The 23,965-nt window shown below is 70.1% G+C and carries 18 protein-coding genes; 9 read left to right on the plus strand and 9 right to left on the minus strand.

Going from position 1 to position 23,965, the window contains the following annotated elements; genetic code table 11:
* Positions 1–3: 3 nt before the first annotated feature.
* The 5 genes from AB7V09_RS00860 to AB7V09_RS00880 all read left to right on the plus strand — a co-directional run bounded on the left by AB7V09_RS00860 (position 4) and on the right by AB7V09_RS00880 (position 6,586).
* Positions 4–1,851 (plus strand): ABC transporter ATP-binding protein, encoded by a 1,848-nt coding sequence (locus AB7V09_RS00860; protein ID WP_419142643.1) that lies wholly within the window; start codon positions 4–6, stop codon positions 1,849–1,851.
* Positions 1,852–1,853: 2 nt separating this feature from the next.
* Positions 1,854–3,593, plus strand: coding sequence for an ABC transporter ATP-binding protein (locus tag AB7V09_RS00865; protein WP_075415102.1), 1,740 nt, complete (start codon positions 1,854–1,856; stop codon positions 3,591–3,593).
* 214 nt (positions 3,594–3,807) lie between these two features.
* Positions 3,808–4,761 carry an ABC transporter ATP-binding protein gene (locus tag AB7V09_RS00870; protein ID WP_075415103.1) on the plus strand — a complete coding sequence of 318 codons (954 nt, stop codon included), beginning with the start codon at positions 3,808–3,810 and terminating at the stop codon, positions 4,759–4,761.
* A 117-nt stretch (positions 4,762–4,878) separates the two neighbouring features.
* A complete protein-coding gene (locus AB7V09_RS00875) occupies positions 4,879–5,676 on the plus strand; it encodes an ABC transporter permease (protein WP_075415184.1) in 798 nt (265 codons plus the stop codon).
* A gap of 106 nt (positions 5,677–5,782) precedes the next feature.
* Positions 5,783–6,586 carry a TetR/AcrR family transcriptional regulator gene (locus tag AB7V09_RS00880; protein ID WP_075415104.1) on the plus strand — a complete coding sequence of 268 codons (804 nt, stop codon included), beginning with the start codon at positions 5,783–5,785 and terminating at the stop codon, positions 6,584–6,586.
* Between the two features lie 99 nt (positions 6,587–6,685).
* On the opposite strand, the gene AB7V09_RS00885 is transcribed toward AB7V09_RS00880, so the two are convergent.
* From AB7V09_RS00885 to AB7V09_RS00925, 9 genes are all read right to left on the minus strand, one after another.
* Entirely contained in the window at positions 6,686–7,372 is a 687-nt protein-coding gene (locus AB7V09_RS00885; RefSeq protein WP_075415105.1) for a sirohydrochlorin chelatase, read from the minus strand.
* The gene (locus AB7V09_RS00890) at positions 7,369–8,412 is read right to left on the minus strand and encodes a sulfite exporter TauE/SafE family protein (RefSeq protein WP_075415106.1); all 1,044 of its coding nucleotides are present in this window, start codon (positions 8,410–8,412) and stop codon (positions 7,369–7,371) included. The genes AB7V09_RS00885 and AB7V09_RS00890 overlap by 4 nt, the downstream gene beginning before the upstream one ends.
* A gap of 42 nt (positions 8,413–8,454) precedes the next feature.
* Entirely contained in the window at positions 8,455–9,255 is an 801-nt protein-coding gene (gene cobA, locus AB7V09_RS00895) for a uroporphyrinogen-III C-methyltransferase (protein WP_075415107.1), read from the minus strand.
* A gap of 3 nt (positions 9,256–9,258) precedes the next feature.
* Complete coding sequence (locus AB7V09_RS00900; protein ID WP_075415108.1) at positions 9,259–10,617, minus strand: sulfate adenylyltransferase subunit 1; 1,359 nt, start codon at positions 10,615–10,617, stop codon at positions 9,259–9,261.
* Positions 10,617–11,627 carry a sulfate adenylyltransferase subunit CysD gene (cysD, locus tag AB7V09_RS00905; RefSeq protein ID WP_075415109.1) on the minus strand — a complete coding sequence of 337 codons (1,011 nt, stop codon included), beginning with the start codon at positions 11,625–11,627 and terminating at the stop codon, positions 10,617–10,619. The genes AB7V09_RS00900 and cysD overlap by 1 nt, the downstream gene beginning before the upstream one ends.
* Complete coding sequence (locus tag AB7V09_RS00910; protein WP_419142644.1) at positions 11,624–12,415, minus strand: phosphoadenylyl-sulfate reductase; 792 nt, start codon at positions 12,413–12,415, stop codon at positions 11,624–11,626. The genes cysD and AB7V09_RS00910 overlap by 4 nt, the downstream gene beginning before the upstream one ends.
* Positions 12,412–14,115, minus strand: a complete 1,704-nt coding sequence (locus tag AB7V09_RS00915) for a nitrite/sulfite reductase (protein WP_419142645.1) — start codon at positions 14,113–14,115, stop codon at positions 12,412–12,414. Before AB7V09_RS00915 ends, AB7V09_RS00910 begins: the two co-directional genes overlap by 4 nt.
* 465 nt (positions 14,116–14,580) lie before the next feature.
* Complete coding sequence (proC, locus tag AB7V09_RS00920) at positions 14,581–15,405, minus strand: pyrroline-5-carboxylate reductase (protein ID WP_419142646.1); 825 nt, start codon at positions 15,403–15,405, stop codon at positions 14,581–14,583.
* An 89-nt stretch (positions 15,406–15,494) separates the two neighbouring features.
* A complete protein-coding gene (locus AB7V09_RS00925) occupies positions 15,495–16,862 on the minus strand; it encodes a Na+/H+ antiporter family protein (protein WP_419142647.1) in 1,368 nt (455 codons plus the stop codon).
* A 115-nt stretch (positions 16,863–16,977) separates the two neighbouring features.
* On the opposite strand from AB7V09_RS00925, the gene AB7V09_RS00930 reads away from it, so the two are divergent.
* From AB7V09_RS00930 to ileS, 4 genes are all read left to right on the plus strand, one after another.
* Positions 16,978–17,769, plus strand: coding sequence for an SDR family NAD(P)-dependent oxidoreductase (locus AB7V09_RS00930; protein WP_419142648.1), 792 nt, complete (start codon positions 16,978–16,980; stop codon positions 17,767–17,769).
* A 118-nt stretch (positions 17,770–17,887) separates the two neighbouring features.
* Positions 17,888–18,796, plus strand: coding sequence for a hypothetical protein (locus AB7V09_RS00935; RefSeq protein WP_075415115.1), 909 nt, complete (start codon positions 17,888–17,890; stop codon positions 18,794–18,796).
* 158 nt (positions 18,797–18,954) lie between these two features.
* Positions 18,955–19,902 carry an aldo/keto reductase gene (locus AB7V09_RS00940; RefSeq protein WP_419142649.1) on the plus strand — a complete coding sequence of 316 codons (948 nt, stop codon included), beginning with the start codon at positions 18,955–18,957 and terminating at the stop codon, positions 19,900–19,902.
* A gap of 555 nt (positions 19,903–20,457) precedes the next feature.
* Positions 20,458–23,841, plus strand: a complete 3,384-nt coding sequence (gene ileS, locus AB7V09_RS00945; protein WP_419142774.1) for an isoleucine--tRNA ligase — start codon at positions 20,458–20,460, stop codon at positions 23,839–23,841.
* The last annotated feature ends 124 nt before the right edge of the window (positions 23,842–23,965 follow it).

Here is a 23,965-nt window from a genome sequence, read left to right on the forward strand (position 1 = left end):
ACCATGCCCAAGCAATCGATGCACCGGACAAGTCACCAGGAGGACGCAGGCGTCACCGTCGGCGAGCTCATCCGGCCGGCGCGCCCGGCCATGATCGTCACCGGGCTGCTGACCGCCGTCGGAGCGTTGATGTCCATCGTCCCCTTCGAGGCCCTGCGCAACATGGCGGCCATATGGCTGGGCGAGACCTCACCGCAAGGCTGGCGCGGCAGTCTGTGGATCTGGGCGGCCATCGCCGTCGGGGCGCTCTTCGCCTCCCAGGCCCTCTACCTGGCGGGCCTGGGGATCACGCACCTGGCCGAGGCCCGGCTGCGGCACCACCTGCGTGAGCGGGTCGTCGACGCCATCAGCGGCCTGCCCCTGGGGCGGGTGGCGCAGATCCCGCACGGCACCATCCGCAAGATGGTCTGCGACGACACCACCTCCATCCACACCCTCGTCGCCCACGTTCCCGGGGACGCCACCAACGCCGTCGTCATGGCGGCGGCGGGGACGGCCTACCTGCTGTGGGCCGACTGGCGCCTGGCCTGCGCGCTGGTGGGGCTGTGGGTCCTCGCCCTGGGAGCGATGCTCCTGACCATGTCTGGCCTGTCGGGCATCACCGAGCGCTTCGGCGCCGCTCAGACCGCGCTGGCCGCCGCGACCGTCGAGATGCTCGAGGGCATCAAGGAGATCAAGGGCTTCCAGGCCACCGACGCCTCCCGCACCCGCTTCAGCCAGGCGCGCACCGAGTTCTCCAGCCTGTCCTACGAGTGGGTGAGCAGGTCCGGGAAGGCCATCAGCGCCATGACCGCCGTCCTGCGTCCCTCCACGGTCTTCGCCACGGTCGCGCTCCTGGCCGTCCTGTTCACCTCCCAGGGCTGGACGCCCCTGTCGGCCACCCTGCCGTTCTTCCTGGTGGCCCTCGGGCTGCCGGAGGGACTCATGACCCTCATCGGCCTCATGCAGCACATGTACGAGTCCAGGATGGCCGCCCAGGCCACCGCGGACCTGCTCTCCCTGCCACCGATGCCCGAGGGAACCCATGACGAGGGCGAGGGACGTGCGCCCGGGCGCGTCGACGTCGAGGACGTCACCTTCTCCTACGAGGCCGGCTCCCCGGTCCTGCACGGCGCCTCCTTCACCGCCGAGCCCGGAACCGTCACTGCGCTCGTCGGCCCCTCCGGCGGGGGCAAATCGACCCTGGCCCGCCTCATCGCCCGCTTCTACGACGTCGACGACGGAGCCGTGCGCATCAGCGGCGTCGACGTGCGCGAGGCGACTTTCCCCTGGCTGCTCTCGCGCGTGGCGGTCGTGCTGCAGGACGTGGCCCTGGCCCACGAGTCCGTCCACGACAACATCGCCCTGGGACGCCCCGACGCCACCCGGGAACAGGTTGAGGCAGCTGCCCGCGCGGCCTGCATCCACGAGCGCATCGCACGTCTGCCCCATGGCTACGACACGATCCTGGGTGAGGAAGGCGGGTTCCTCTCCGGAGGGGAGCGCCAGCGCGTCACTCTGGCGCGCGCCTACCTCCAGGACGCCCCCATCCTCGTCCTGGACGAGGCCACCGCTCAGGCCGATCCGGCCTCCGAGCGCGACATCCACCAGGCCCTGTCCCGGCTCGCCGCCGGGCGGACCGTCATCATCATCGCCCACCGCCTGTCCACGATCCGCGACGCAGACCAGATCCTCGTCGTCGACGCCGGACGCATCACCGAGCGCGGCACGCACGAGGAGCTGCTGGCCGCCGGCGGACGCTATGCCGCCATGTGGCGCAGTCAGGACCTGAGTGAGGAGACCGACGCCGCCGTACTGACCGCCCAGATCGACCGGCTGAGAGCCGAATCCGCCGGGCAGGAGGAGAAGTAACCATGTGGAAGCTGCTGACGCGAGTCGTCAACGCCGCCGAGATGCGCACCATCATCGCCTGGTTCGTAGCCTCTGCCGTCCTCCAGGGCCTCACCCTGGCCCTCATGATCCCCTTCCTGCGCGCCCTCTACTCCCGCTCGCAGTTCCTGACCGCCTGGCTGATCGCCGTCGTGGTCATGGCGGTGAGCGCCGCGCTCGTCGACACCATCGCCATGCACCGCTCCTACCGGGTCAGTGTCTTCGAGGTCTGCGACACCATGATCGACCGCGTCGCCGATCATGTCCTGACCCTGCCGCTGGGCTGGTTCAGCGCCGAGCGGGAGGCCGCCGTCGTCAACGCCACCTCCAAGGAGGTCAACACCCTCTCCCACCTGGCCTCCATGGTGATCCCCAACCTGTGCAACGCCTTCATCGTCCCGCTGGTCATGCTCGGGGCCACCGCCGTCGTCGAATGGCCCCTGGCGCTCATCATGGCCGCCGCCATCGTCCCGCTGGTCCTGACGTGGCGGCTCATGGGCGCCGCGACCACTCGCGCCAACGAGATGGAGGACCGCACCTCGAGCGCCGCGGCCGGACGCCTCGTGGAGTTCGCCCGACTCCAGCCCGTGCTGCGCGCCACCGGTGCCACCAAGACGGGCTGGGCGCCGGTGCAAGCCGCCCTGGAGGCCGACTCCGCCTCCACCCTGGACGGCCTACGGGTCAAGGGCAGGCCCGGGCAGTACTTCAACCTTATCGTCAACGTCGCCTTCGCCCTGGTCATGGCGATGGGGCTGGCACGGGTCAGTGGGCACCGGCTCGACGTCGTCGCATACCTGGCGATCATGGCCGTCACCGCGCGCACGCTCCTGCCACTGACCAAGGCCGCCATGTACGGATCCGAGGCCGACAACGCGAAGGTCGCCCTGCGGGCCGTGGGGGACATTCTCGACGCGCGTCCCCTGTCCGACCCCGAGCCCGGTCAGGAGATCGAGCCCCGGGGGACCACAATCGCCCTGAACGATGTCTCCTTCTCCTACGACGCAGGCCGCCCCGTCCTGGCGGGCGTCTCCTTGAGCGCACCGCAGGGGAGAGTGACCGCCCTGGTGGGCCCGTCAGGGGCGGGCAAGTCCACGATCCTGCGCCTGGCGGCCCGGTTCTGGGACGTCGACGACGGGACCGTCACCATTGGCAGCGCACCGGTTCGCTCCATGCGCGCCTCGACGATCATGGGTATGACCTCCATGGTCTTCCAGGACGTCTACCTGTTCGACACCACGATCCGGGAGAACCTGCGCATCGCCCGGCCCGAGGCCACCGACGCCGAGCTGGCCGAGGCCGCCCGGCGCGCCCGCCTGGACCGCGTCATCGAGGCGCTGCCGCACGGGTGGGACACGCAGGTCGGTCCCGGCGGGCTGAGCCTGTCCGGTGGGGAGCGCCAGCGCGTCGCTATTGCTCGGGCCTTCGTCAAGGACGCCCCCATCCTGCTGCTCGACGAGATCACCTCGGCCCTGGACGGGGAGAACGAGTCCGCCATCACCGAGGTGGTGCGCGAGCTCTCCGAGGGGCGCACCGTCATCGTGGTGGCCCACCGCCTGTCCACCGTCCGCCAGGCCGACGAGGTCGTCTTCCTCGAGCCGACTCAGGCCGGCGCCCGCGTGGCCCAGCGTGGTACGCCCCAGGAGCTGGCGGCCGTTCCCGGCCCCTTCCGCGAGTTCATCGAGGCCTCCACGGCCTCCTCGCGCTGGCACATCCGTCAGGGGTGAGGCGGGGCCGCTTCAGGTTAGACGACAGGGTGGGCAGACGCTGTCCCGTACCGGTTGGTATGGGACAGCGTTTCTGTTGCTATGAAAGGTCTCAGGACTCAATGAAACCTCCCGGTAGTACTGGATGGTATCGTTAATACCAACCGGTACGGATCGGCCTGGTAGTCGATCGGGTGCTCGGATCCAGGTAGTTGAACGAAAGGAGGGGGGCTTCATGGCCGATGTACTAGCCATTGAGGACCTTCACAAGCACTTCGGAAGCGGGCCGCACACGGTGAGAGCCAACGCCGGCGTCACTATGCAGGTGGGTGCCGGCGAGGTGGTCGGGCTCCTCGGGCACAACGGCGCGGGCAAGACCACGCTGGTCAACCAGGTGGTGGGGCTGCTGTGCCCGACCTCCGGGAGCATCAGGCTCGACGGGGTTGATGCCGTCGCCAACCCCGCTCTCGCCCGTCGCCTCACCAATGTCCAGGCTCAGGCCAATGTGCCCATCACAGGACTCACGCCCCTGATGGCGATCGACCTCGTGGGGCGTATGCGAGGAGGGCGTCCGCGTCAGACGCGCAGGCGCGCCGAGGAGCTCATCGAGGCCCTCGACCTGGGGGAGTGGGCGAGGACTCCCGCGCAGAAGATCTCCGGCGGTGTTGCCCGTCTGACTGCCTTCGCCATGTGCGCCGTCGTCCCCGGGCGCCTGGTCATCCTCGATGAGCCCACCAATGATGTCGACCCGGTACGCCGGCGCCTGCTGTGGGACCAGATCCGCCTTCTGGCCGAGGCCGGGGCGGCGGTCCTCCTGGTGACCCACAACGTGCGGGAGGCCGAGCGGGCGGTCGACCGGCTCACCGTCCTGGACCACGGTCACGTCATCGCCGAGGGGACCCCTGCAGCACTCGTGGCCGGCCACGGATCGTCCTTCGTCCTGGAGGTCAGCCGGACTCCCGGCCGGCGGATCGAGCCGCCCGCGGGAATGAGCCTGACGCAGCACGACGCCGTGCGCGCATCCGTGGCGGTGGACTCTCACTGTACGACCCAGGCCGTGGAGTGGGCCGCTCATGCCCTCAAGGACGGAGTGATCGAGCGATACGAGCTGGCACCGATCTCACTGGAGGACGTCTACGTGCACCTCACCGGGAGCACGGGTGAGGAGGTGAGCCGTCATGCCGCCTGAACCGTGTGAATCCGCGGAAGGCCGGATTCGTCCCGATGATTCGCGTCGTCCCCGTGCTGCCGCGTAAGCGCGGTGCGACTCCCGTCCCCAGAGAATCAGGAAATGAAGGAGAACATGATGTCTACTCCAACCAGTACAACTGCTGATCCGGACCAGGCCGGTGGCGCCGGCCCTCGGGTGACTCCGCTCTGGTACCAGCTCGGCCTGCTTGTTCAGTGGCAGTTCCGACGCAGCCTGCCCGTGCTCCCTCTCTTCATCATCGTCCAGACGCTGCTGTCCGTCTCCATGGTCCTGGGATACGGGCTCATTGCGGGCCACCCAGGCCGCGAGGCGAGTCTCTACCTGGCCGGCGGCGGCCCGGCGATCGCGCTCATCTCGCTGGGACTCATCATGACGCCCCAGTGGGTCTCCCAGTCCCGCACTGAGGGCAGCCTGGACTGGATGCGCACCCTGCCCGTCCCCAGGATCGCCTTCCTCCTGGCAGACCTCGCGATCTGGACCGCTCTTGCACTGCCCGGCCTGGTTGTGGGCGTCATCGTCGCCAACGCCCGCTTCGACGTCGACCTCGCCCCGCAGTGGTGGCTGGTGCCCGGCGCCGTGCTGGTCGCCCTGACAGCGGCCTGCATCGGATACGCCATCGCCACGCTCCTGGCTCCGGCCCTGGCTCAGATCCTCTCCCAGGTGCTCGCCTTCAGCATCATGCTGTTCTCGCCCGTCAGCTTCCCCGCCGACAGGCTCCCCGACTGGGCCCAGGAGATCCACCGCTGGCTGCCCTTCGAGCCCATGGCTCAGGTGGTGCGTGCGGGACTGTTCTCGCACGACGCCAGCATGCCCGCCCGTTCCTGGGGCCTCCTGGGCGGATGGTGCCTGGTGGCCGTCGCCGGAGCGTCATGGGCCCTGGCAAGGCGGCCCTGAGTCGGCCGGGATGTCCGAATGGTCGGAGACCGGTGGAGGGAGTGACGAACGTGGAGGGGGAAGTGCCGTGAACCCCTTTCTGAGGGGCCTCCTCTACAGTGGGGGCATGACCGCCAGGAGCTCCGCCCGTGGGACGAACAGTGACAGTGATGACTCCGGGGCCTCCGCCTCTGATGACATCAGGGAGGCGACGCGCGCCCTCAATGAGGCGATCACCGCCTTCTCCCGTGCAGTGGGGGCGGCCGGTCAGGGAGCGCGCCGGAGCAGTGAGAGTGCGGTAGCGGCCTCCCTGGACCTTGCCTCCCGGAAGCTGGCCTCCGCCTCTACTGCAGTCAGCGGCGCCGCCCCGGGTCGGGGTGGTGGACGCCGTCGGAGCGAGAAGACCAGGGCGCGGATCCTTGCTGCTGCCAGGGAGGTCTTCGCTGCCAAGGGCTACGAGGGGGCGTCGGTCAGTGACATCGCCTCGGCGGCTGGATTCACCAAGGGCGCCTTCTACTCCTCCTTCCCCTCCAAGGAGGCCCTGTTCCTGGAGGTCGTCACCTGTGGTGAGGAGAGCTCGGAAGAGGCCGCTCGCCAGATGGTGAGCCCCGACCAGTGGGGCGAGCAGCTCCAGGAGCTTCCCATGGAGGATGTTGTCCTGCACCTAGAGACCTGGCTCTACGCGATTCGTCATGAGGACTCCCGGGATCGACTGGCCGGCAGCTGGCGCCGCTGGTTGAGAGAGACCTCCCACCTGGTGGCCCGTTCCCACGGACGCCGCGAGCCGAGCCAGCAGGATGAGGAGACGGCCTTTGGGCTCCTGGCGGTGGGCATCTTTGGCCGCGTGAGTGCCGCAGCCACCACCTCGCAGGAGGTCGAACCCATCATCCAGCGCCTGTCCGAGCGACTCCTTGAGGATGGCAGTGACTGACATTCCTCTCCGCCGAGAGCGACATGTTTCGTGTAGAGGTACGGAAAACGGTTGCCTTCCGCGAAAAGTGTCCTTCTTGGTGGAGGGAGGGCCTCGCGGTCAGGCGACCTGCTCCCGGTAGCGGTGGACCACCAGCTCGGCGAGTGCCGGGTGGTCGCCGATGGGAGCGGCCACGACGTCGGCTCCCGTGGAGTGCAGTGCCCGGTGGAAACGTCCCTCCGCCAGCAGGTAGGTGGCCACACCCACCCGCCTGGCCCCTCGGGCCCGGGCCGTGCTCACCGCGTCACGGACGCTGGGACGCGCAGCCGAGAGGTAGGCCGTCGTCACCTCGCGCCCCAGGCGCGCCTCGAGCAGGCGAGTGATGGTCTCAACCTCCTCCAGCGCCGCCGCCTGGCGTGACCCGGCTGCGCCCAGGACGATGTGGTCGAGTCCTGCGAGCCCGCCCAGGGGCGCGGACGCCTCCCGGAGCCGCTGCTCGACGGCCTCCACCAAGTGCTCCTCGACCCCCAGGTGCCCGGTGACCGTCCCCGATCCGTGCCGTTCCACTGCGGCCGGTACGTCATGGACGACGTGATAGCCGCGGGCGAGGAAGAAGGGCAGGACTACCGGATCCACCAGCCCCTCCAGGGCCGTGGCCGGGTCCGGGGGCTGGAGCTCGACGTAGCCGGTGCGCACCTCCACCCCCGGCAGGATCGTGCCGACGCGCTCAGCGGTGCGGGACAGGACTGAGGACGGCCCGGGCCGGCGCGAGCCGTGGGCCAGCAGCACCAGGGGACGAGTGCTCATGCCGGCTCCACCACCAGAACCGCGTGCGTGTGAGGACGATCCGGCTCGACCGGCCTCGGGCCGACGGGGCCGCCGGCGGTGATCGCCTCCTCCAGGACACCAGCCTCAGGTGCGTGGCCGTGCTGATGAGTGGGGTGGACCTCCTCAAGCACCTGTTCGGTCTCCTCCCGAATCTCTGTGGCGGTGGCGCGTGCCTTGCGGACCGCCAGGGTCAGGAAGGCCACCCAGATCACCCCGAGCGCGCCGTACAACATGACCCCGGTTCGGGCCGAGGCCTCGGACCAGGACAGTAGCACCCGCAGGTTCGTGGCCAGGATCAGCCCGCCGACGGCGGTGCCCAGCACCGCTCCGGGCAGGCGGGAGACCAGCCAGGCAGAGATCGGCGCGGCCACGAGCCCGCCGGCCAGCAGGGTCAGGACGATCCCGAGGCTGATGCCCGCGGTGCCCAGTCCGGTGAGGAAACCGGCCGAGGCCGCCACCGTCACCAGGAACTCCGAGGCCCCCACCGAGCCGACCACGGTGCGCGGCGCTGTGCGACCACCCGTGAGCAGCGTCGTCGTCACCACCGGTCCCCAGCCGCCACCACCGGTGGCGTCAACGAAACCGCCCACCAGTCCCAGGGGAACCAGGAGCCGCCTGCCGTGCGGCGAGCGCCGGCTACCGGATCCGCTGGGCGGGCGCAGTGCGAAGCGCCCCAGGACATAGGTCCCCAGCAGGATCAGCAGGCTCGCCGTCACCGGGGTCGCCGCGCGGGTCGACAGGTGAGACAGAACCGCGGCACCGCTGAAGGCCCCCACCGCGCCGGGCAGCCCCAGCCGGACCACCAGGCGAGGATCGGTGTTGCCCAGCCTCCAGTGGGAGGCCCCCGAGGCCAGGGTCGTGCCGATCTCGGCCAGGTGCACGGAGGCCGAGGCCAGTGCCGGGCTCAGCCCGGCCAGAAGCAGCAGGGAGGAGGAGGTCATGCCGTACCCCATCCCGAGGGAACCGTCGACCAGCTGGGCGGCCAGGCCGACGAGGGCGAGAAGAACAAGCTTGCGCATCAGTGACTCCGGGACATTCAGTCTGCATGCGCCGAGGAGGACTCACGCGGCCGGGTTCGCCGGCCGGGCCTCTTCGACGACTCGGTCAGCCCAGTACGGGCTCAGGGTGACGACGTCGCCGATGACGATGACCGCGGGGGCGGTCACGCCGTACCGGGCGGCGACGTCGGCCAGACATCGCAGCTCGGTGGTGGTCACACGCTGGTCGCGGTGGTAGCCGCGCTCGATGATCGCCGCTGGAGTGGCCGGATCGCTGCCGGCCTCCAGCAGGGAGGCGACCGAGTCCCTCAGCCGGGAGACCCCCATGAGCAGGATGAGGGTGTGGTCGCGGCGCTGGGGGAGCACCCCCAGATCCGCATGAGCCGTGATGACCGAGAAGCCGCGCGACATTCCCCGGTGGGTGACGGGGATCCCCGCCGCCGCGGGTACGGCGATGGCGCTGGTGATCCCCGGGACGACCTCGACGGCCACGTCGGCTGCACGGCAGGCGGCCGCCTCCTCCCCGCCGCGCCCGAGCACGTAGGGGTCGCCGCCCTTGAGACGGACCACCCCCTTGCCGCTGCGGGCCAGGTCGACCAGGAGCGCGTCGATCTCCTCCTGGCTCATGACGTGCCGGCCGCGACGCTTGGAGGCGTCGATGACCTCGGTGCCGGGGTCAAGGTCCTCCAGGAGGTCGCGGGGGGCCAGCGCGTCGACGACGACCACGTCCGCCCGGCCCAGCAGCTCCAGGCCGCGGGCGGTGATGAGGCCGCTGCTGCCCGGGCCGCCGCCCACCAGGGCCACCCAGCCGCCCGCTGAGCCGGTGGAGCCAGCGGGTGCATGGGGAGAAAGTTCGCGAGCCATGCCTCAGCCCCTGCCTGAGGAGGTGGCCGCAGCCGGTTCTCCGCGCCCTGTGCCTGCCAGCTGCACCATGCCCGCCCCGAGTGTTCCGCCCTCGTGGGCGTCGATGAGGAGGAAGGCGCCGTCGGACCGGGAGACCGAGTAGTCGGCCAAGGGCACCGGTGAGGCCAGACGCAGCCGAACCAGGCCGATGTCGTTGAGCTCCAGTCGGTCAGCCGGCACCGTGGTCAGGTCATCCAGGTCGAGGCGCCCCTCAATGGCGCGCACGATCGCCTGGACCGTCTGGGCGCCGTGCTTGAGCAGCACTCGCGCCCGGGGGCGCAGGGGCTCCTCGCTCAGCCAGGACACGCGGGCGTCGACCTCGGTGAGCACCTGGGGCGCGTCCCCCGCCGCGGCCAGGGTGTCACCGCGGGCGACATCGATATCGTCGGTCAGGCGAACCGTCACCGACTGGCCCTCGACGGCCTCCTCCAGGCTGCGCTCGCCCAGGTCGATGCCGGCCACACGTGAGTGCCTGCCCGAGGGCAGCACCACCACGGGGTCGCCGACGCGTACCGTGCCCGAGGCGATCCGCCCGGCGTAGCCCCGGTAGTCGCGCAGCTCAGGCCTCGGCGCCGCCCCCTGGGGGCGGATGACCAGCTGGACCGGCAGGCGGAAGACGCCCTCGTCGCGGGCGGTGGGCAGGGACTCCAGGAGACCCAGCAGGGTCGGCCCCTCGTAGAAGGGCGTGCTGGTCGAGGCCTCGACGATGTTGTCCCCCAGGAGCGCGGAGGTCGGCAGGACATGGATCTCGGCCACGCCCAGCTCGGCGGCCACGGCACGGATGTCGGCCTCGATACCTGCGTAGACCTCGGCGGAGAAGTCCACCAGGTCGATCTTGTTGACCGCGACGATGACGTGCGGGACGCGCAGGAGGGCGGCGACTGCCAGGTGGCGGCGAGTCTGCTCCAGGACCCCGTTGCGGGCGTCCACCAGCAGCACGACGACGTCGGCCGTGGAGCAGCCGGTGACCGTGTTGCGGGTGTACTGCACGTGCCCGGGGCAGTCGGCCAGGATGAAGGAGCGCTGCGGGGTGGCGAAGTAGCGGTAGGCGACGTCGATCGTGATGCCCTGCTCCCGCTCGGCCCGCAGACCGTCGGTCAGCAGGGCGAGGTCGGCGCTGGTCAGGCCCCGATCCAGGCTGACCTGCTCGACGGCGGCCAGCTGGTCGCGCAGCACGGACTTGGAGTCGAAAAGCAGGCGGCCCACGAGCGTGGACTTGCCGTCGTCGACGCTGCCGGCCGTGGCCAGCCGCAGCAGTGAGCCGGTGGCGGCGGCGCGTGCCTCGGCCTCGGCGGGGATGTCGGTGAGGGTGGGGGTGCTCATCAGAAGTAGCCCTCCTTCTTGCGGTCCTCCATGGCCGCCTCGCTCAGGCGGTCATCGGCGCGGGTGGCTCCCCGCTCGGTCAGGGTGGAGGCGGCGACCTCCAGAACGATGTCGTGGTTGGTGGCGGCGGTGGACTCGACGGCGCCGGTGCAGGACATGTCGCCCACAGTGCGGTAGCGCACGGTGCGGGTGACCACCTGCTCGCCGTCGCGCAGCCGGTTGACGCCGCCGGCCGCCAGCCACATCCCGTCACGCAGGAAGACCTCGCGCTCGTGGGCGTAGTAGAGGCCGGGCAGGGCGATGTCCTCGCGCTCGATGTAGCGCCACACGTCCAGCTCGGTCCAGTTGCTCAAGGGGAAGACCCGCACGTGCTCACCGGGGCGGTGGCGGGGGTTGAGCAGGTTCCACAGCTCGGGGCGCTGGTTGCGCGGGTCCCACTGGCCGAACTCGTCGCGCAGGGAGACGATGCGCTCCTTGGCCCGGGCCTTCTCCTCGTCGCGGCGCCCGCCGCCGAAGACGCCGTCGAAGCCGCCCTCCTCGATGGCGTCGAGAAGCGGGATGGTCTGGAGCGGGTTACGGGTGCCGTCGGTGCGCTCGCGCAGACGGCCGTCGTCGATGTAGTCCTGGACGCGGGCCACCACGAGCCGCAGACCGAGCTCCTCGACCGTCCGGTCGCGGTAGGCCAGCAACTCGGGGAAGTTGTGGCCGGTGTCCACGTGCAGGACGGGGAAGGGGATCGGAGCGGGCCAGAAGGCCTTGCGGGCCAGGTGCAGCATGACCACGGAGTCCTTGCCCCCGGAGAACAGCAGCACGGGGCGGCGGCACTCGGCGGCGATCTCCCGGATGACGAGGATGGCCTCGGCCTCCAGGACGTCAAGGATGTCCAGGGCCTCAGTGGTGGCGGGGGCCCGGGAGAGGTCGGCCAGGCCGGCCGGTTCGAGCTCCGGCGTCTGATGGGGGGCGGGGGAGGGGGCTGGGGCCGGACGGGTGTGGGTCAGGGTGATGCTCATAGGTGGATTCCGCATTCTGTCTTGGTGAATCCGGCCCAGCGGCCGGAACGGGGGTCGTCTCCGGGCTTGACTCGCGCTGTGCACGGGGCGCAGCCGATCGAGGGGTAGCCGTCGTACAGGAGGGGGTTGATGAGCACGCCGTGCTGGTCGGCGTAGCCGGTCAGCTCCTCCATGCTCCAGGCGGCCAGGGGATTGATCTTGACGATCTCGTGGGTGGCGTCCCATCCGATCAGCGGTGTGTGGGTGCGGGTGGGGGCGTCCTCGCGGCGCACCCCGGTGGCCCAGGCCTCGTAGCCGCTCAGGGCCCTCGCCAGCGGCTCGACCTTGCGCAGACGGCAGCAGGCGGCCGGGTCCCGCGACCACAGATCCGGCCCGTAGCGCTCGTCCTGCTCGGCCAGGCTCAGCTCAGGAGTCACGTCGACGACGGTGACGTCCATGGTGGCGGCCACGGCGTCGCGGGTGCCCACGGTCTCGGTGAAGTGGTAGCCGGTGTCCAGGAAGAGGACGTCGACGCCGGGCAGGACCCGGGAGACCACGTGCGGCAGGACGGCGTCGGCCATGGAGCAGGCCACGGCCAGCGTGTCGGGGAAGTTCTGGGCCGCCCACTGGGCGACGTCGAGGGCCGGGGCATCGTCACCGAGCTCGCGCGCACCGGCCTCGGCCAGGGCGCGCAGCTCCTCGGTGGACCGCAGCGGGGCCGAGCCGGCTCCCCGTGACCTCGAGGCGGCAGGAGCACGGTGCGCCGCGTTCAGGGATGCCTGGGTGCGGTCAGTGGTTGTGGCGCTCACTGCACGGCCTCCTCATCGGCTCGGTGCGCCCACTGGGCGAAGGTCTCCTCAGGGAGGCGCTGGTCCAGGTAGCGGCGCACTAGGCGTTCGACGTAGTCGGTCAGGCCGGAGGCGGGGACCTTCAGGCCCCGCACCGTGCGGCCCAGGCCGGCCTCGGCGCGTCCGTCGGTGGCCAGGCCGCCGCCCAGGTGCACCTGGAAGCCGGGCATCTGCTCGCCGTCGACCGTGATGATCTGGCCCTTGAGGCCGATGTCCGCGATCTGAATGCGGGCGCAGGAGTTCGGGCAGCCGTTGACGGTCAGGGTGATGCGCCGCTCCAGGTCGGTGTCGGCCAGGCGCGCGTCGAGCTCGGCCGAGACGCGCGCCGCCAGCTTCTTGGTCTCCACGATCGCGAACTTGCAGAACTCCAGCCCGGTGCAGGCCAGGGTTGAGCGGGTGAAGGCGCCCGGATCGGGATCGAGCCCCAGCTCGCGCAGGCCGGCGACGGCGTCGTCGACCTTCTCGGCGGGCACGTCCAGGAGCAGCAGGTTCTGCAGCGGGGTGGTGCGCACCCGGTTGGAGCCGACCCGCTCGGCCAGGTCCGCCAGGCCCAGCAGGACGTCCCCGCTCAACCGGCCGACGGGCGGCTTGGCCCCCACCCAGAAGCGGCCGTCCTTCTGCTCGTGGACGCCGATGTGGTCGGAGTCCCCGCTCGGCTCCTCAGGCGCCGGGCCGTCGGGCAGGGCACGCCCCAGGTAGTCGTCCTGGAGGACCTGTCGGAACTTCTCCGGCCCCCACTCGGCCATGAGGAACTTCAACCGGGCCTTGTTGCGCAGGCGACGGTAGCCGTAGTCGCGGAAGATTCGGATGACGCCGTACCAGACGTCCAGGGCGTCCTCAGGGGTGACGAAGGCCCCCAGCCGCTGACCCAGACGCGGGGCGGTGGACAGGGCGCCGGCCACCCACAGGTCGTAGCCGGGACCGAGCTCGGGGTGGTTGACGCCCACGAAGGAGATGTCGTTGATCTCATGGAGGATGTCGAGGCTGGGGGAGCCGGTGATGGCCGTCTTGAACTTGCGGGGCAGATTGGCCAGCTCGGGGTCACCCAGGTAGGTGTCCTTGATGGCACGGGCCAGCGGGGTCGGATCGATGACCTCGTCCTTGGCGATGCCGGCCACCGGGGAGACCAGGAAGCCTCGAGGCGTGTCCCCGCAGCCCTCAATCGTGGTCAGTCCCACCGACTCCAGGCGCTGCCACAGCTCTGGGACGTTGTCGATCTCCACCCAGTGCAGCTGGATGTTCTGGCGGTCGGTGATGTCGGCGGTGCCGCGGGCGAAGTCGTTGGAGACCGAGCCGAGCACCCGCAGCTGCTCGCGGCTCAGGCTGCCTCCGTCCAGACGCACCCGCTGCAGGAAGTAGCGGTCGGACAGCTCCGAGGCCTCCAGCTGGGCGGTGCGGCCGCCGTCGATTCCCTGCTTGCGCTGGGTGTACAGGCCCCACCAGCGGAAACGGCCGTTGAGGTCATCGGGTGCGATGCTCTCGTAGCCGCCGGGGCCGTAGATGTTCACGATCCGGTCGCGTACCGCCAGCGGGTCCCCGTCCTGCTTGAAGGCCTCGTTGTCGTTGAGCGGCTTGCGCCCGTCGAGGGCCCACTGGCCGTTGGAGCGGGCCTTGCGCGGTGGGCGCAGGGTGCGGGCGGGTGGCGTGACGGTGGTGGTCATTGCTCCTCCATGACGGTGGCGTGTCATTGGCGTTTGAGGAGCGTCCGGGGGCGGCCTGGTGTGCTGCTGCGTGCAGAGCCTGCAGGGCCGTTCGGTTGGCGTCAGCCGTCTCAACGGGGCCTTCCGGACGCTTCATTGCGCCGGATACCTCGTTGCGGGGGAAGTCCCCGTGGTGTCAGGCGCTGGTCAGGCCCGACAACACATGACCGCATGGGCACGCAGAAGATCAGCGGGATAGGTGCCGCTGAAGAGTGCTGCGTGAGAGAAGGTCATGGCCGAAACAGTAACCATGCATTTACCTGGCGACAAGCAGGAATGATCTGTGCTTCGAGTCACGGCAGGGGCGTTGGGGGTGCACTTTAACCCGTCAGGACGCGGAATAAGATCGCACTGCCGCACACGGCACCGGTGGTGGTCTGCGGCAGCGGGTAGGCGGGAAATGGGTCCTTGGGCCTGGGACTGCGATCAGGCGCCCAGCTCCCGGTCCCTCTCGGCGATGGCCTCGAAGGCGCGCACGACGGCGTCGGAGAAACCGGCCCGCTCCAGGGCCACCATGCCCGCCACTGTTGTCCCGCCGGGGGAGCAGACCGCGTCGATGAGGTCGGCCGGGGTGCGGCCGTGACCTCCCTCGGCGGTGCGCTGAGCCTCGGTCTGCACGGTGCGGGCGGTCCCCAGCACCGCCTGCGCGACGATCTGGACGGCCTGGTCCTTGGGGATGCCGCCCATGACGCCGGCGCGCGCCAAGGCGTCGATGAAGGCGCACACCAGGGCGGGGGAGGAGCCCGCCAGACCGATGAAGGAGGAGAAGTCCTTCTCCTCCAGGACCACGGTGCGACCGATGGCCTCCATGAGGGTGCGCACTGTCTCCAGGTCCTGAGGACTCGCACTGCTGCCAGGGGCCAGTGCCGTCATCGACTCGCCCACGGAGGCGGCCATGTTCGGCATGGTGCGCACCACCCGGGTACCGTCCGGCAGCATCGACTCCAGACGCTCCAGGGTCACTCCGGCCGCGATGGAGACCACCAGGGGGTGGCTGGCGGCGATGGCCTCCGACAGCCGGGGCAGGACATCGGGGATGACGTAGGGCTTGAGGCCCACGATGAGGACGTCACTGCGTGACACCAGCTCGGCGGCGTCGGGCACGTGGACGGCCCCGACCTGCCCGGCCAGGCGCTCCGCGGAACCGTGCTTGCTGGTCAGGAGCAGGTGCCCGGCCGGTGTTCCCGCGGCCACGGCCCCTCGCACAATGGCGCTGACCATGTTGCCGGCGCCGATGAACCCGATACGCATGAAGGCCTCCTGCTCGTGAGCGACATGAGGCCATCACCGTACCGCGGCGGCGCGCCGGGCGGTGCGACTTCCGGGGCGCCGGTCGGCCTTCAGAGCACCAGTGCGGCGATCCACCCGGCGATGAGCAGGGGGATGTTGAAGTGCAGGAAGGTCGGGATGACCGAGTCGCGCATGTGGTCGTGCTGCCCGTCGGCGTTGAGCCCGGCCGTGGGCCCCAGCGTGGAGTCCGACGCCGGTGAGCCGGCGTCCCCCAGGGCCCCGGCGGTCCCGATGAGGGAGACCGTGGCGACCGGCGAGAAGCCCAGGGAGACGCACAACGGCACGTAGATCGCGGAGATGATCGGCAGGGTGGAGAAGGACGAGCCGATGCCCATGGTCACGATGAGGCCCACGAGCAGCATGACGAAGGCGGCGGCGGGCTTGGAACCCGCGAACAAGGAGGTCGCCGACGTCACCAGCGGCTCGATCTGCTTGGTCTCCTTGAGGACCTTGGCGAAGCCCTGCGCCGTGATCATGATGAGCCCGATGAGGGCCATCATCCGCATGCCTCCGGTGAAGACGTCGTCGGCCTCGGCGATGGTGACGACCCGGGTGGCCATGAACAGCAGCAGACCCGTGAGCGCCCCGACCAGGAGCGGGTCGGCCTCGGACTTCGTCCAGGTCAGGAAGGCCTGGACCGCGAAGCAGGCAACGACGGCGACCAGCGCGACCCGGATCTTGCGGCGGTCCACCTCGACCGGGCCGGAGACCTCCTCGCCCGAGCCCACGCCGCTGCCGGCGTCGACCTGGTAGACGCGGGGCTTGCGGTAAGTGACGAACACGGCGATGAGCAGCCCCGCGACCATGCCCAGCGCCGGGATTCCCATGGCCTGGGTGGCAGAGACCTGTGAGACGTCCAGACCCGCTTCCTTGATGTTGCGGTAGAGGGTGTTGTAAAGGAAGACCCGCCCGAAGCCCAGGGGCAGGAACATGTAGGTGGTGACCAGCCCGAAGGTGATGGCGCAGGCCACGGCGCGGCGGTCCAGCTGCAGGCGGCTCATGACGATGAGCAGCGGTGGGACCACGAGAGGGATGAAGGCGATGTGAACCGGGATGAGGCTCTCGCTCATGATCGCCATGGTGGTCAGGCCTCCCAGCACCAGCATGGTGGTGGTGCGCACGGCTTTCCGAGAAACGGACTCGTCGTCGTTCTCGATGCGGCCGATAAGCCAGTTCGCCAGCAGCTGGGGCAGCCCTGAGTGCGCCACCGCCATGGCGAAGGCCCCCAGCAGCGCGTAGGACAGGGCTATCTGGGCGCCGTCGGCCAGCCCATTCTGGAAGGCGACCATGGTGCGGCTGACGCCCAGGCCGGCGCTCAGCCCGCCCGCGAGAGCGCCGACGAACAGTGACAGGACCACATGGACGCGCAGCATCGCCAGGATGAGCATGACCAGGACGGCGAGGATGATGGCGTTCATAGGGGCCTTCCGATGGGGGCCGGCTGTGCGGGGCTTCGCGAGCGGGCCTGGGTGAACCCGTGCGAATCGAGGCCGATTGTGCCAGGCGAGCGTGACGGGGACGTATCGTGGACCGATGAGCGAGAACCGAAAGAACGTCACCGTCGACTCCGCCGTCTCCGTGCCTGCCCGCCGTGCCCTCGTCACAGGTGCCTCCACCGGTATCGGTGCCGCCACCGTTCGACTCCTGCGCTCCCACGGGTGGGAGGTCGTTGCCACCGCCCGGCGGGTGGAGCGCCTTGAGGCGCTGGCGGCCGAGACCGGCTGCACGTGGGTGGCCGCCGACCTCCAGGAGCCCGGCGACGTCGAGCGCCTGGCCGGTGAGGTGCTGGCCGGCGGAGCTGTCGACGCCGTCGTCAACAATGCCGGTGGCGCGCTGGGGGTCGACCCGGTCGCCGAGGGCAGCGCCCAGGAGTGGGCCACCATGTATGAGCGCAACGCGCTCGCGGCCCTGCGCGTGAGCCAGGCCTTCCTGCCCGGGCTTCGGGAGCGGGGCGGGGACCTGGTCTTCCTCACCTCCACGGCGGCCCACGACACCTACCCCGGTGGGGGCGGATACGTGGCGGCCAAGCACGCCGAGCGGATCATCGCCAACACGCTGCGCCTGGAGCTGGTGGGGGAACCGGTGCGCGTCATTGAGATCGCCCCCGGCATGGTGGCCACCGAGGAGTTCTCCCTCAACCGTCTCCACGGGGACGCCGAGGCCGCCGCGAAGGTCTATGCCGGTGTCGCCGAGCCGCTCAGCGCCGACGACGTCGCCGCCTGCATCGTCTGGACACTGGAGCTGCCCGCCCACGTCAACATCGACTCCATGGTGGTGCGACCGCGGGCCCAGGCCTCCAACACCCTGGTGGCCAGGGATCAGTAGGGGAGCGGCGTCGTCGCACATAGGTGGCCCACAGGCTCGACCTGCCCCGGGCACAGCGCGGGTTCCTAACGTCTCTTCCAGCCCCGGCCGGGCCGGGAACCACACTGAAAGGACACCCATGACCAAGCACGTCTCCTCCGGTGGCGAGGCCACTTCCTCCTCGCGTGACGCGGCCACGGAGAGTCTTCCCATCAGGGAATCCGCCGCCGCCGATGCTGCTGCGCAACGCCTGCCGCAGGGCGCCGTAGGCGGCCCCGGCAGTGATGGCAACACTGCCGGCAATACGGACGGCAGCACGGACGGCAAGGACCTCAAAGCGGCTGCGGGTAGCGCTGGCTCAGAGGCGGTGAGAACCGAGGCTCTCTCCAAGGACGTCACGCCGGACACCGCCAAGGGCTCTGGGGCGGCTCACTCGGCTGCTGGCAGCAGCACTGCCGACACCCGGCTGGGCGGGGCGTGGGTCTCCCCGGATGCTCAGAACGCCGCGACCATCGGCGTCGTGCCCTCCACGTCCGCGGCGGCCAAGAAGGCCCGGACCAAGGCGCGTGGGCCCTGGTACCGCCGTCGCGCCGTCGTGGGCGCTGCCGGGGTGGCGCTGCTGGCGGGCTCCTTCGGGGCTGGGTGGGGGACCAACGAGCTCCTCAGCTCCCACTCCCAGCACGGTCAGGCCCAGCAGCAGGGGGCCGGCAACGGTCAGGGCATGCCCGGAGGGGGCCAGGGAGGTCCCGGTGGGGGAGGCCCCGGTGGTCAGGGCGGGCCCGGTGGGCAGATGCCCGGAGGCGGCCCCGGCGGACAGGGTGGCCAGGGAGGCCCCGGCGGCCAGAACGGGCAGAACGGCCAGGGAGGTCCGGGAGGAGGCTCCGGTGGAGCCGGCCGGACCACCCCCAACGGGGACGCCTCCAGTGGCTCGGGCTCGAGTGGTGGCCAGCAGTCGGGCTCCGGCTCGGGTGATGGCAACCAGAAGGGCGGCTCAGGCTCCTCGGGCGTCCTCCAGCAGCAGGACGCCTCTCCGAGCACGCAGAGCTGAGGCCGCCGGCACGGCCGCCGCCCACAGATCACCATTTTCTTCACAGGCGACGCGTATTCGTGTCGCCTGTGAAGTTCTTGTCGGTGTGTGCAGATTCGGTTACGGTCGCTGGCACGCCTCGCAGCGCTCACCGCGATGACACGGAGGAGAGGAACCCGATGACTGACGTACACCCCCGCATGGCGTTGGGCACCATGCACTTCGGAACCCGCCTGCCTGCCACCCAGTCCCGTGAAATCCTCGACGCCTACCTGGATCTGGGCGGCCAGTGGATTGACACCGCGAACTGCTACGCCTTCTGGGGAGCCGAGTCCGGCCTCGGGGGCCAGAGCGAGACCGTCATCGGCCAGTGGCTCGCTGATCGCGGCGTGCGCGACCAGGTGCGGATCAGCACCAAGGTCGGTGCGGAGCCGACCCGCCCCCACGGCTTTCCGGGCGCCGTGGAAGGTCTCGGCAGGGAGACCGTCAACCAGGCCATTCGGGACAGTCTGCAGCGCCTGCAGACGGAGCGCGTCGACATGTACTGGGCCCATATGGAGGACCGGGAGCAGTCGGTCGCGGATGTCGCGGAGACCTTCGGCGTCCTGGTTGACCAAGGGCTGACCGCACGCATCGGGCTGTCCAACCACCCGGCCTGGTATGCCGCCGCAGCCAACGTGCACGCCCAGCAGCGGGGCTCAGCCGGCTTCAGCGCCCTGCAGCTGCGGGAGTCGTACCTCCACCCGAGGCCGGATACCCCGGTAGAGGGCGAGGACCACCCCCACGGGATGATGACCAGCGAGAGCAAGGACCTCGCCGAGCGCTGCGGGCTGGACCTGTGGGCCTACACGCCGCTGCTGACCGGCGCCTACGAGCACCCAGAACGCCCGCTGCCTGAGGCATACAGGCACCCGGGGACTGACAAGCGGCTGACAGCGCTGCGCACGTGGTCGGAGCGTCTTGCCTTGAAGCCGAGCCAGGTAGTCCTGGCCCTTCTCAACGCCCAGCAGCCGACGATCACCCCGATCGTGGGCGTCAGCAGTGTCGCCCAGCTCACTGACGCCATCGAGGCCACGCGCTTCAGCCTCCCTCAGGAGGCCGTCGAGGAGCTCAACGCAGCCGGCTAGAGGTACGGCTAAACCGAGCGGCTCCGAGCCGGCGACCGGCAGGGCCACTGCCCACAGATCAACATTTTCTTCAAAGGCGACGCGTATTCGTGTCGCCTTTGAAGTTCTTGTCGGTGTGTGCAGATTCTGTCGCTGGCGCTGGCGCTGGGGTCGGGTCTGGGCTAGGGAAGGTGGTGCCCGCGGCTATTCCACCGCCGGGTGTGGGGAGGATGACGCCGCCAAGCCGCGGCGTGAACTGGCCCCGGCGGCACGCCCCCCACTACACTCCCCGGAGCAAAGGCAGTGACCCGGCCATCACCGGCGAGCCTCCGGAAGAACCGGACCCCGGCGCACCAGCGCCGTCGGCCCTCAGTAGAACCGGACGGGACAGCCCGTCACAGCTGGAAACGAAGCGGTCGTGCACACCGTCTCTGGGCGGGCAGCACGGCAAGCGAGGTGGTACCGCGGTGCGGCACCAGCCGGGCACCAGGCCCGGTCGGGAGCCGACGTCGTCCTCGTCAGGCCCCGGGCACCCGCCCGAGGCGGCAGGAACGAGTGAGACGAGAGCACACCGCGATGGCTGAGAAGATGGCTGACAGCACCACCGCCGACGGCAGCGAGCCGACCGGCGCCGCCTTCTACCCCCTGCACCGCCCGGGGGAGCAGATCGACCCCTCGCCCTCCTTCCCCGCCATTGAGGAGGACGTCCTGGCCTACTGGAAGGCCGACGGCACCTTCCAGGCCTCCATCGACAACCGCGGCGAGCCCTGCGACGAGTTCGTCTTCTACGACGGCCCGCCCTTCGCCAACGGCCTGCCCCACTACGGCCACCTGCTGACCGGCTACGTCAAGGACGCCGTCGGGCGCTACCAGACCCAGCGCGGCAAGCGCGTCGAGCGCCGCTTCGGCTGGGACACCCACGGCCTGCCCGCCGAGCTCGAGGCCCAGCGCCTGCTCGGCATCGACGACGTCACCGAGATCACCCGCCCCGGCGGCATCGGCATCGAGAAGTTCAACGAGGAGTGCCGCAGCTCCGTCCTGCGCTACACCAAGGAGTGGGAGGACTACGTCACCCGCCAGGCCCGCTGGGTCGACTTCGACAACGACTACAAGACCCTCGACCCCGACTACATGGAGTCGGTGCTGTGGGCCTTCAAGCAGCTGTGGGACAAGGGACTGGCCTACCAGGGCTACCGCGTCCTGCCCTACTGCTGGCACGACCGCACCCCCTTGAGCAACCACGAGCTCAAGATGGACGACGACGTCTACCAGGACCGCCAGGACAACACGGTCACGGTGGGCCTGCGCCTGGAGGAGCCGCTGCGCCAGGGCGCCGAGCGCCCCGAGCTGGTCCTCATCTGGACCACCACCCCCTGGACACTGCCCTCCAACGTGGCCATCGCCGTGGGGCCCGACGTCGAGTACGTGACCGTCCACGTCGACGAGGACCTCGACTCGCCGGTGGCCGGTCAGGACGTCGTCATCGCGAAGGACCTCCTGGGCTCCTACGCCCGCGAGCTCGGCGAGGACCCGCAGGTGCTGGCCACCTGCACCGGGGCCGACCTGGTGGGGCGGCGCTACCACCCGATCTTCGACTACTTCGACGACGCCGCCCACCGGGCCGAGGGCGCCGCCCCCGGGCCGAATGCCTGGACGATCATCGCCGCCGACTTCGTGACCACCTCCGACGGAACCGGCCTGGTGCACATGGCCTCGGCCTTCGGTGAGGACGACATGATCGCCTGCACCGAGGCCGGCATCGAGACGGTCGTGCCCGTCGACGACGGTGGCTGCCTGACCGAGGAGGTGAGTGACTACGCCGGGCTGCAGGTCTTCGAGGCCAACAAGCCCATCGTTGCCGACCTGCGCGACGGCACCGGCCCCCTGGCCCGCCGCGACGAGAGCCGGCGCGCCGTCCTGGTGCGCCAGGCCTCCTACGTGCACTCGTACCCGCACTGCTGGCGCTGCCGCAAGCCGCTCATCTACAAGGCCGTTTCCTCCTGGTTCGTGCGCGTCTCGGCGATCCGAGACCGCATGGTCGAGCTCAACCAGGACATCGACTGGTACCCCGGCCACATCAAGGACGGCATCTTCGGCAAGTGGCTGGCGAACGCGCGCGACTGGTCGATCTCCCGCAACCGTTTCTGGGGCGCGCCCATCCCGGTGTGGGTCAGCGATAACCCCGACTATCCGCGCACTGACGTCTACGGCTCCTACGCCGAGCTGGAGCGCGACTTCGGTGTCAAGGTCACCGACCTGCACCGCCCCTTCATCGACACCCTCGTGCGGCCCAACCCCGATGACCCCACGGGTAAGTCCATGATGCGCCGCATCCCCGACGTCCTGGACTGCTGGTTCGAGTCCGGCTCCATGCCCTTCGCCCAGGTGCACTACCCCTTCGAGAACGTCGAGTGGTTCGAGTCGCACTATCCGGGCGACTTCATCGTGGAGTACATCGGCCAGACCCGCGGCTGGTTCTACACCCTCCACGTCCTGGCCACCGCCCTGTTCGACCGGCCCGCCTTCACCTCCTGCGTCTCCCACGGCATCCTCCTGGGTAACGACGGGGCCAAGATGAGCAAGTCGCTGCGCAACTACCCGGACGTCTCCATGGTCTTCGACCGCGACGGGGCCGACGCCATGCGCTGGTTCCTGCTCTCGGCGCCGGTCATGCGCGGAGGCAACCTCGTGGTCACCGACAAGGCCATCCGCGACACCGTGCGCCAGGTGGTGCTGCCGCTGTGGAACACCTGGTACTTCTTCGCCCTCTACGCGGGCCAGGTGGGTCAGTCCGGCTACGTCACGAGCGGCGTCGACCTGGACGACGCGAGCCTGTTCGCCAAGCACGGCGGCCTGCACGTCATGGACCGCTACGTCCTGGCCCGCACCAAGGACCTGACCGAGACGGTGGCCGCCCAGATGGACGGCTACGACATCACCGGGGCCTGCGCCACGATCCGCGACTTCCTCGACGTGCTCACCAACTGGTACCTGCGCACCTCGCGCCAGCGCTTCACCGACGGCGAGACGACCGCCTTCGACACCCTGGCCACCGTGCTGCGGGTGCTCACCGAGGTCATGGCGCCGCTGGCGCCGCTGGTGAGCGAGGAGATCTGGCGGGGCCTGACCGGTGGGCGCTCCGTGCACCTGACCGACTGGCCCTCGCTGCCCGGGCATGTCGCCAATGCCGAGCTCGTGGCGGCCATGGATGAGGCCCGAGCCGCGGTCTCGGCCGCCCTGAGCCTGCGCAAGGCCGAGAAGCTGCGCGTGCGCCAGCCGCTTCGCAGCCTGACCGTCGCCACCGCTGACCCGGCCGGGCTGGCCCCCTTCCGCGAGCTCGTGGCCGAGGAGGTCAACGTCAAGGAGGTACGGGTCCTGGACGCCGAGTCCGCCGGCTACGAGGCCCGAACGGACCTGGCCCTCAACCCGCGCGCCTTCAGCCCCGAGGTCCGCAAGCTCACCTCCAAGCTCTTCGCCGCCGTCAAGGCGGGCCAGTGGGAGCTCACCGAGGACGGGGACGTGCGCTTCAAAGACGTCCTGCTCGATGGCGCCCCCGTGGTCCTGGAGGCGGAGGACTCCGCCTTCACCCTGACCACCCGCATCGAGGTCGACGACGACTCCCTGGCCGCCACCATGCTGCCCTCGGGGGCCTTCGTGGTCCTGGACACCGCCCTCGACGACGCCCTGGAGGCCGAAGGCTGGGCCCGCGACCTGGTGCGTCTGGTCCAGGACGAGCGCAAGGCCGCCGGACTGCACGTGGGGGACCGGATCCGCCTGGAGCTGCGGGTCCCGCAGGACAAGGACGCCTGGACCGGTGCCCACCTGGACCTCATCAAGCGGGAGGTCGGCTGCGTGGACGCCTCCGTTGTGGCCGACCCGGCCGCGAAGGAGCCCACTGCCACGGTTGAGAAGGTCGTCGAGATGGCGACGGAGACGACCGTGGAGACGAGCGAGGCCTGATCGGGACCCGAACCTGACTACGATTGGGGCTGGCGGCCCGAGCGAATCGGGCCGCCAGCCCCACTCGTACGTCTAGTCACCAGATTTCTTGACGTGCATCGAAATACATCGCCAGAGACAGTGC

Origin of the sequence: Actinomyces sp. SKVG-SVH-4(1) (assembly GCF_048514265.1) — a bacterium.
Lineage (GTDB): Bacteria > Actinomycetota > Actinomycetes > Actinomycetales > Actinomycetaceae > Actinomyces > Actinomyces oris.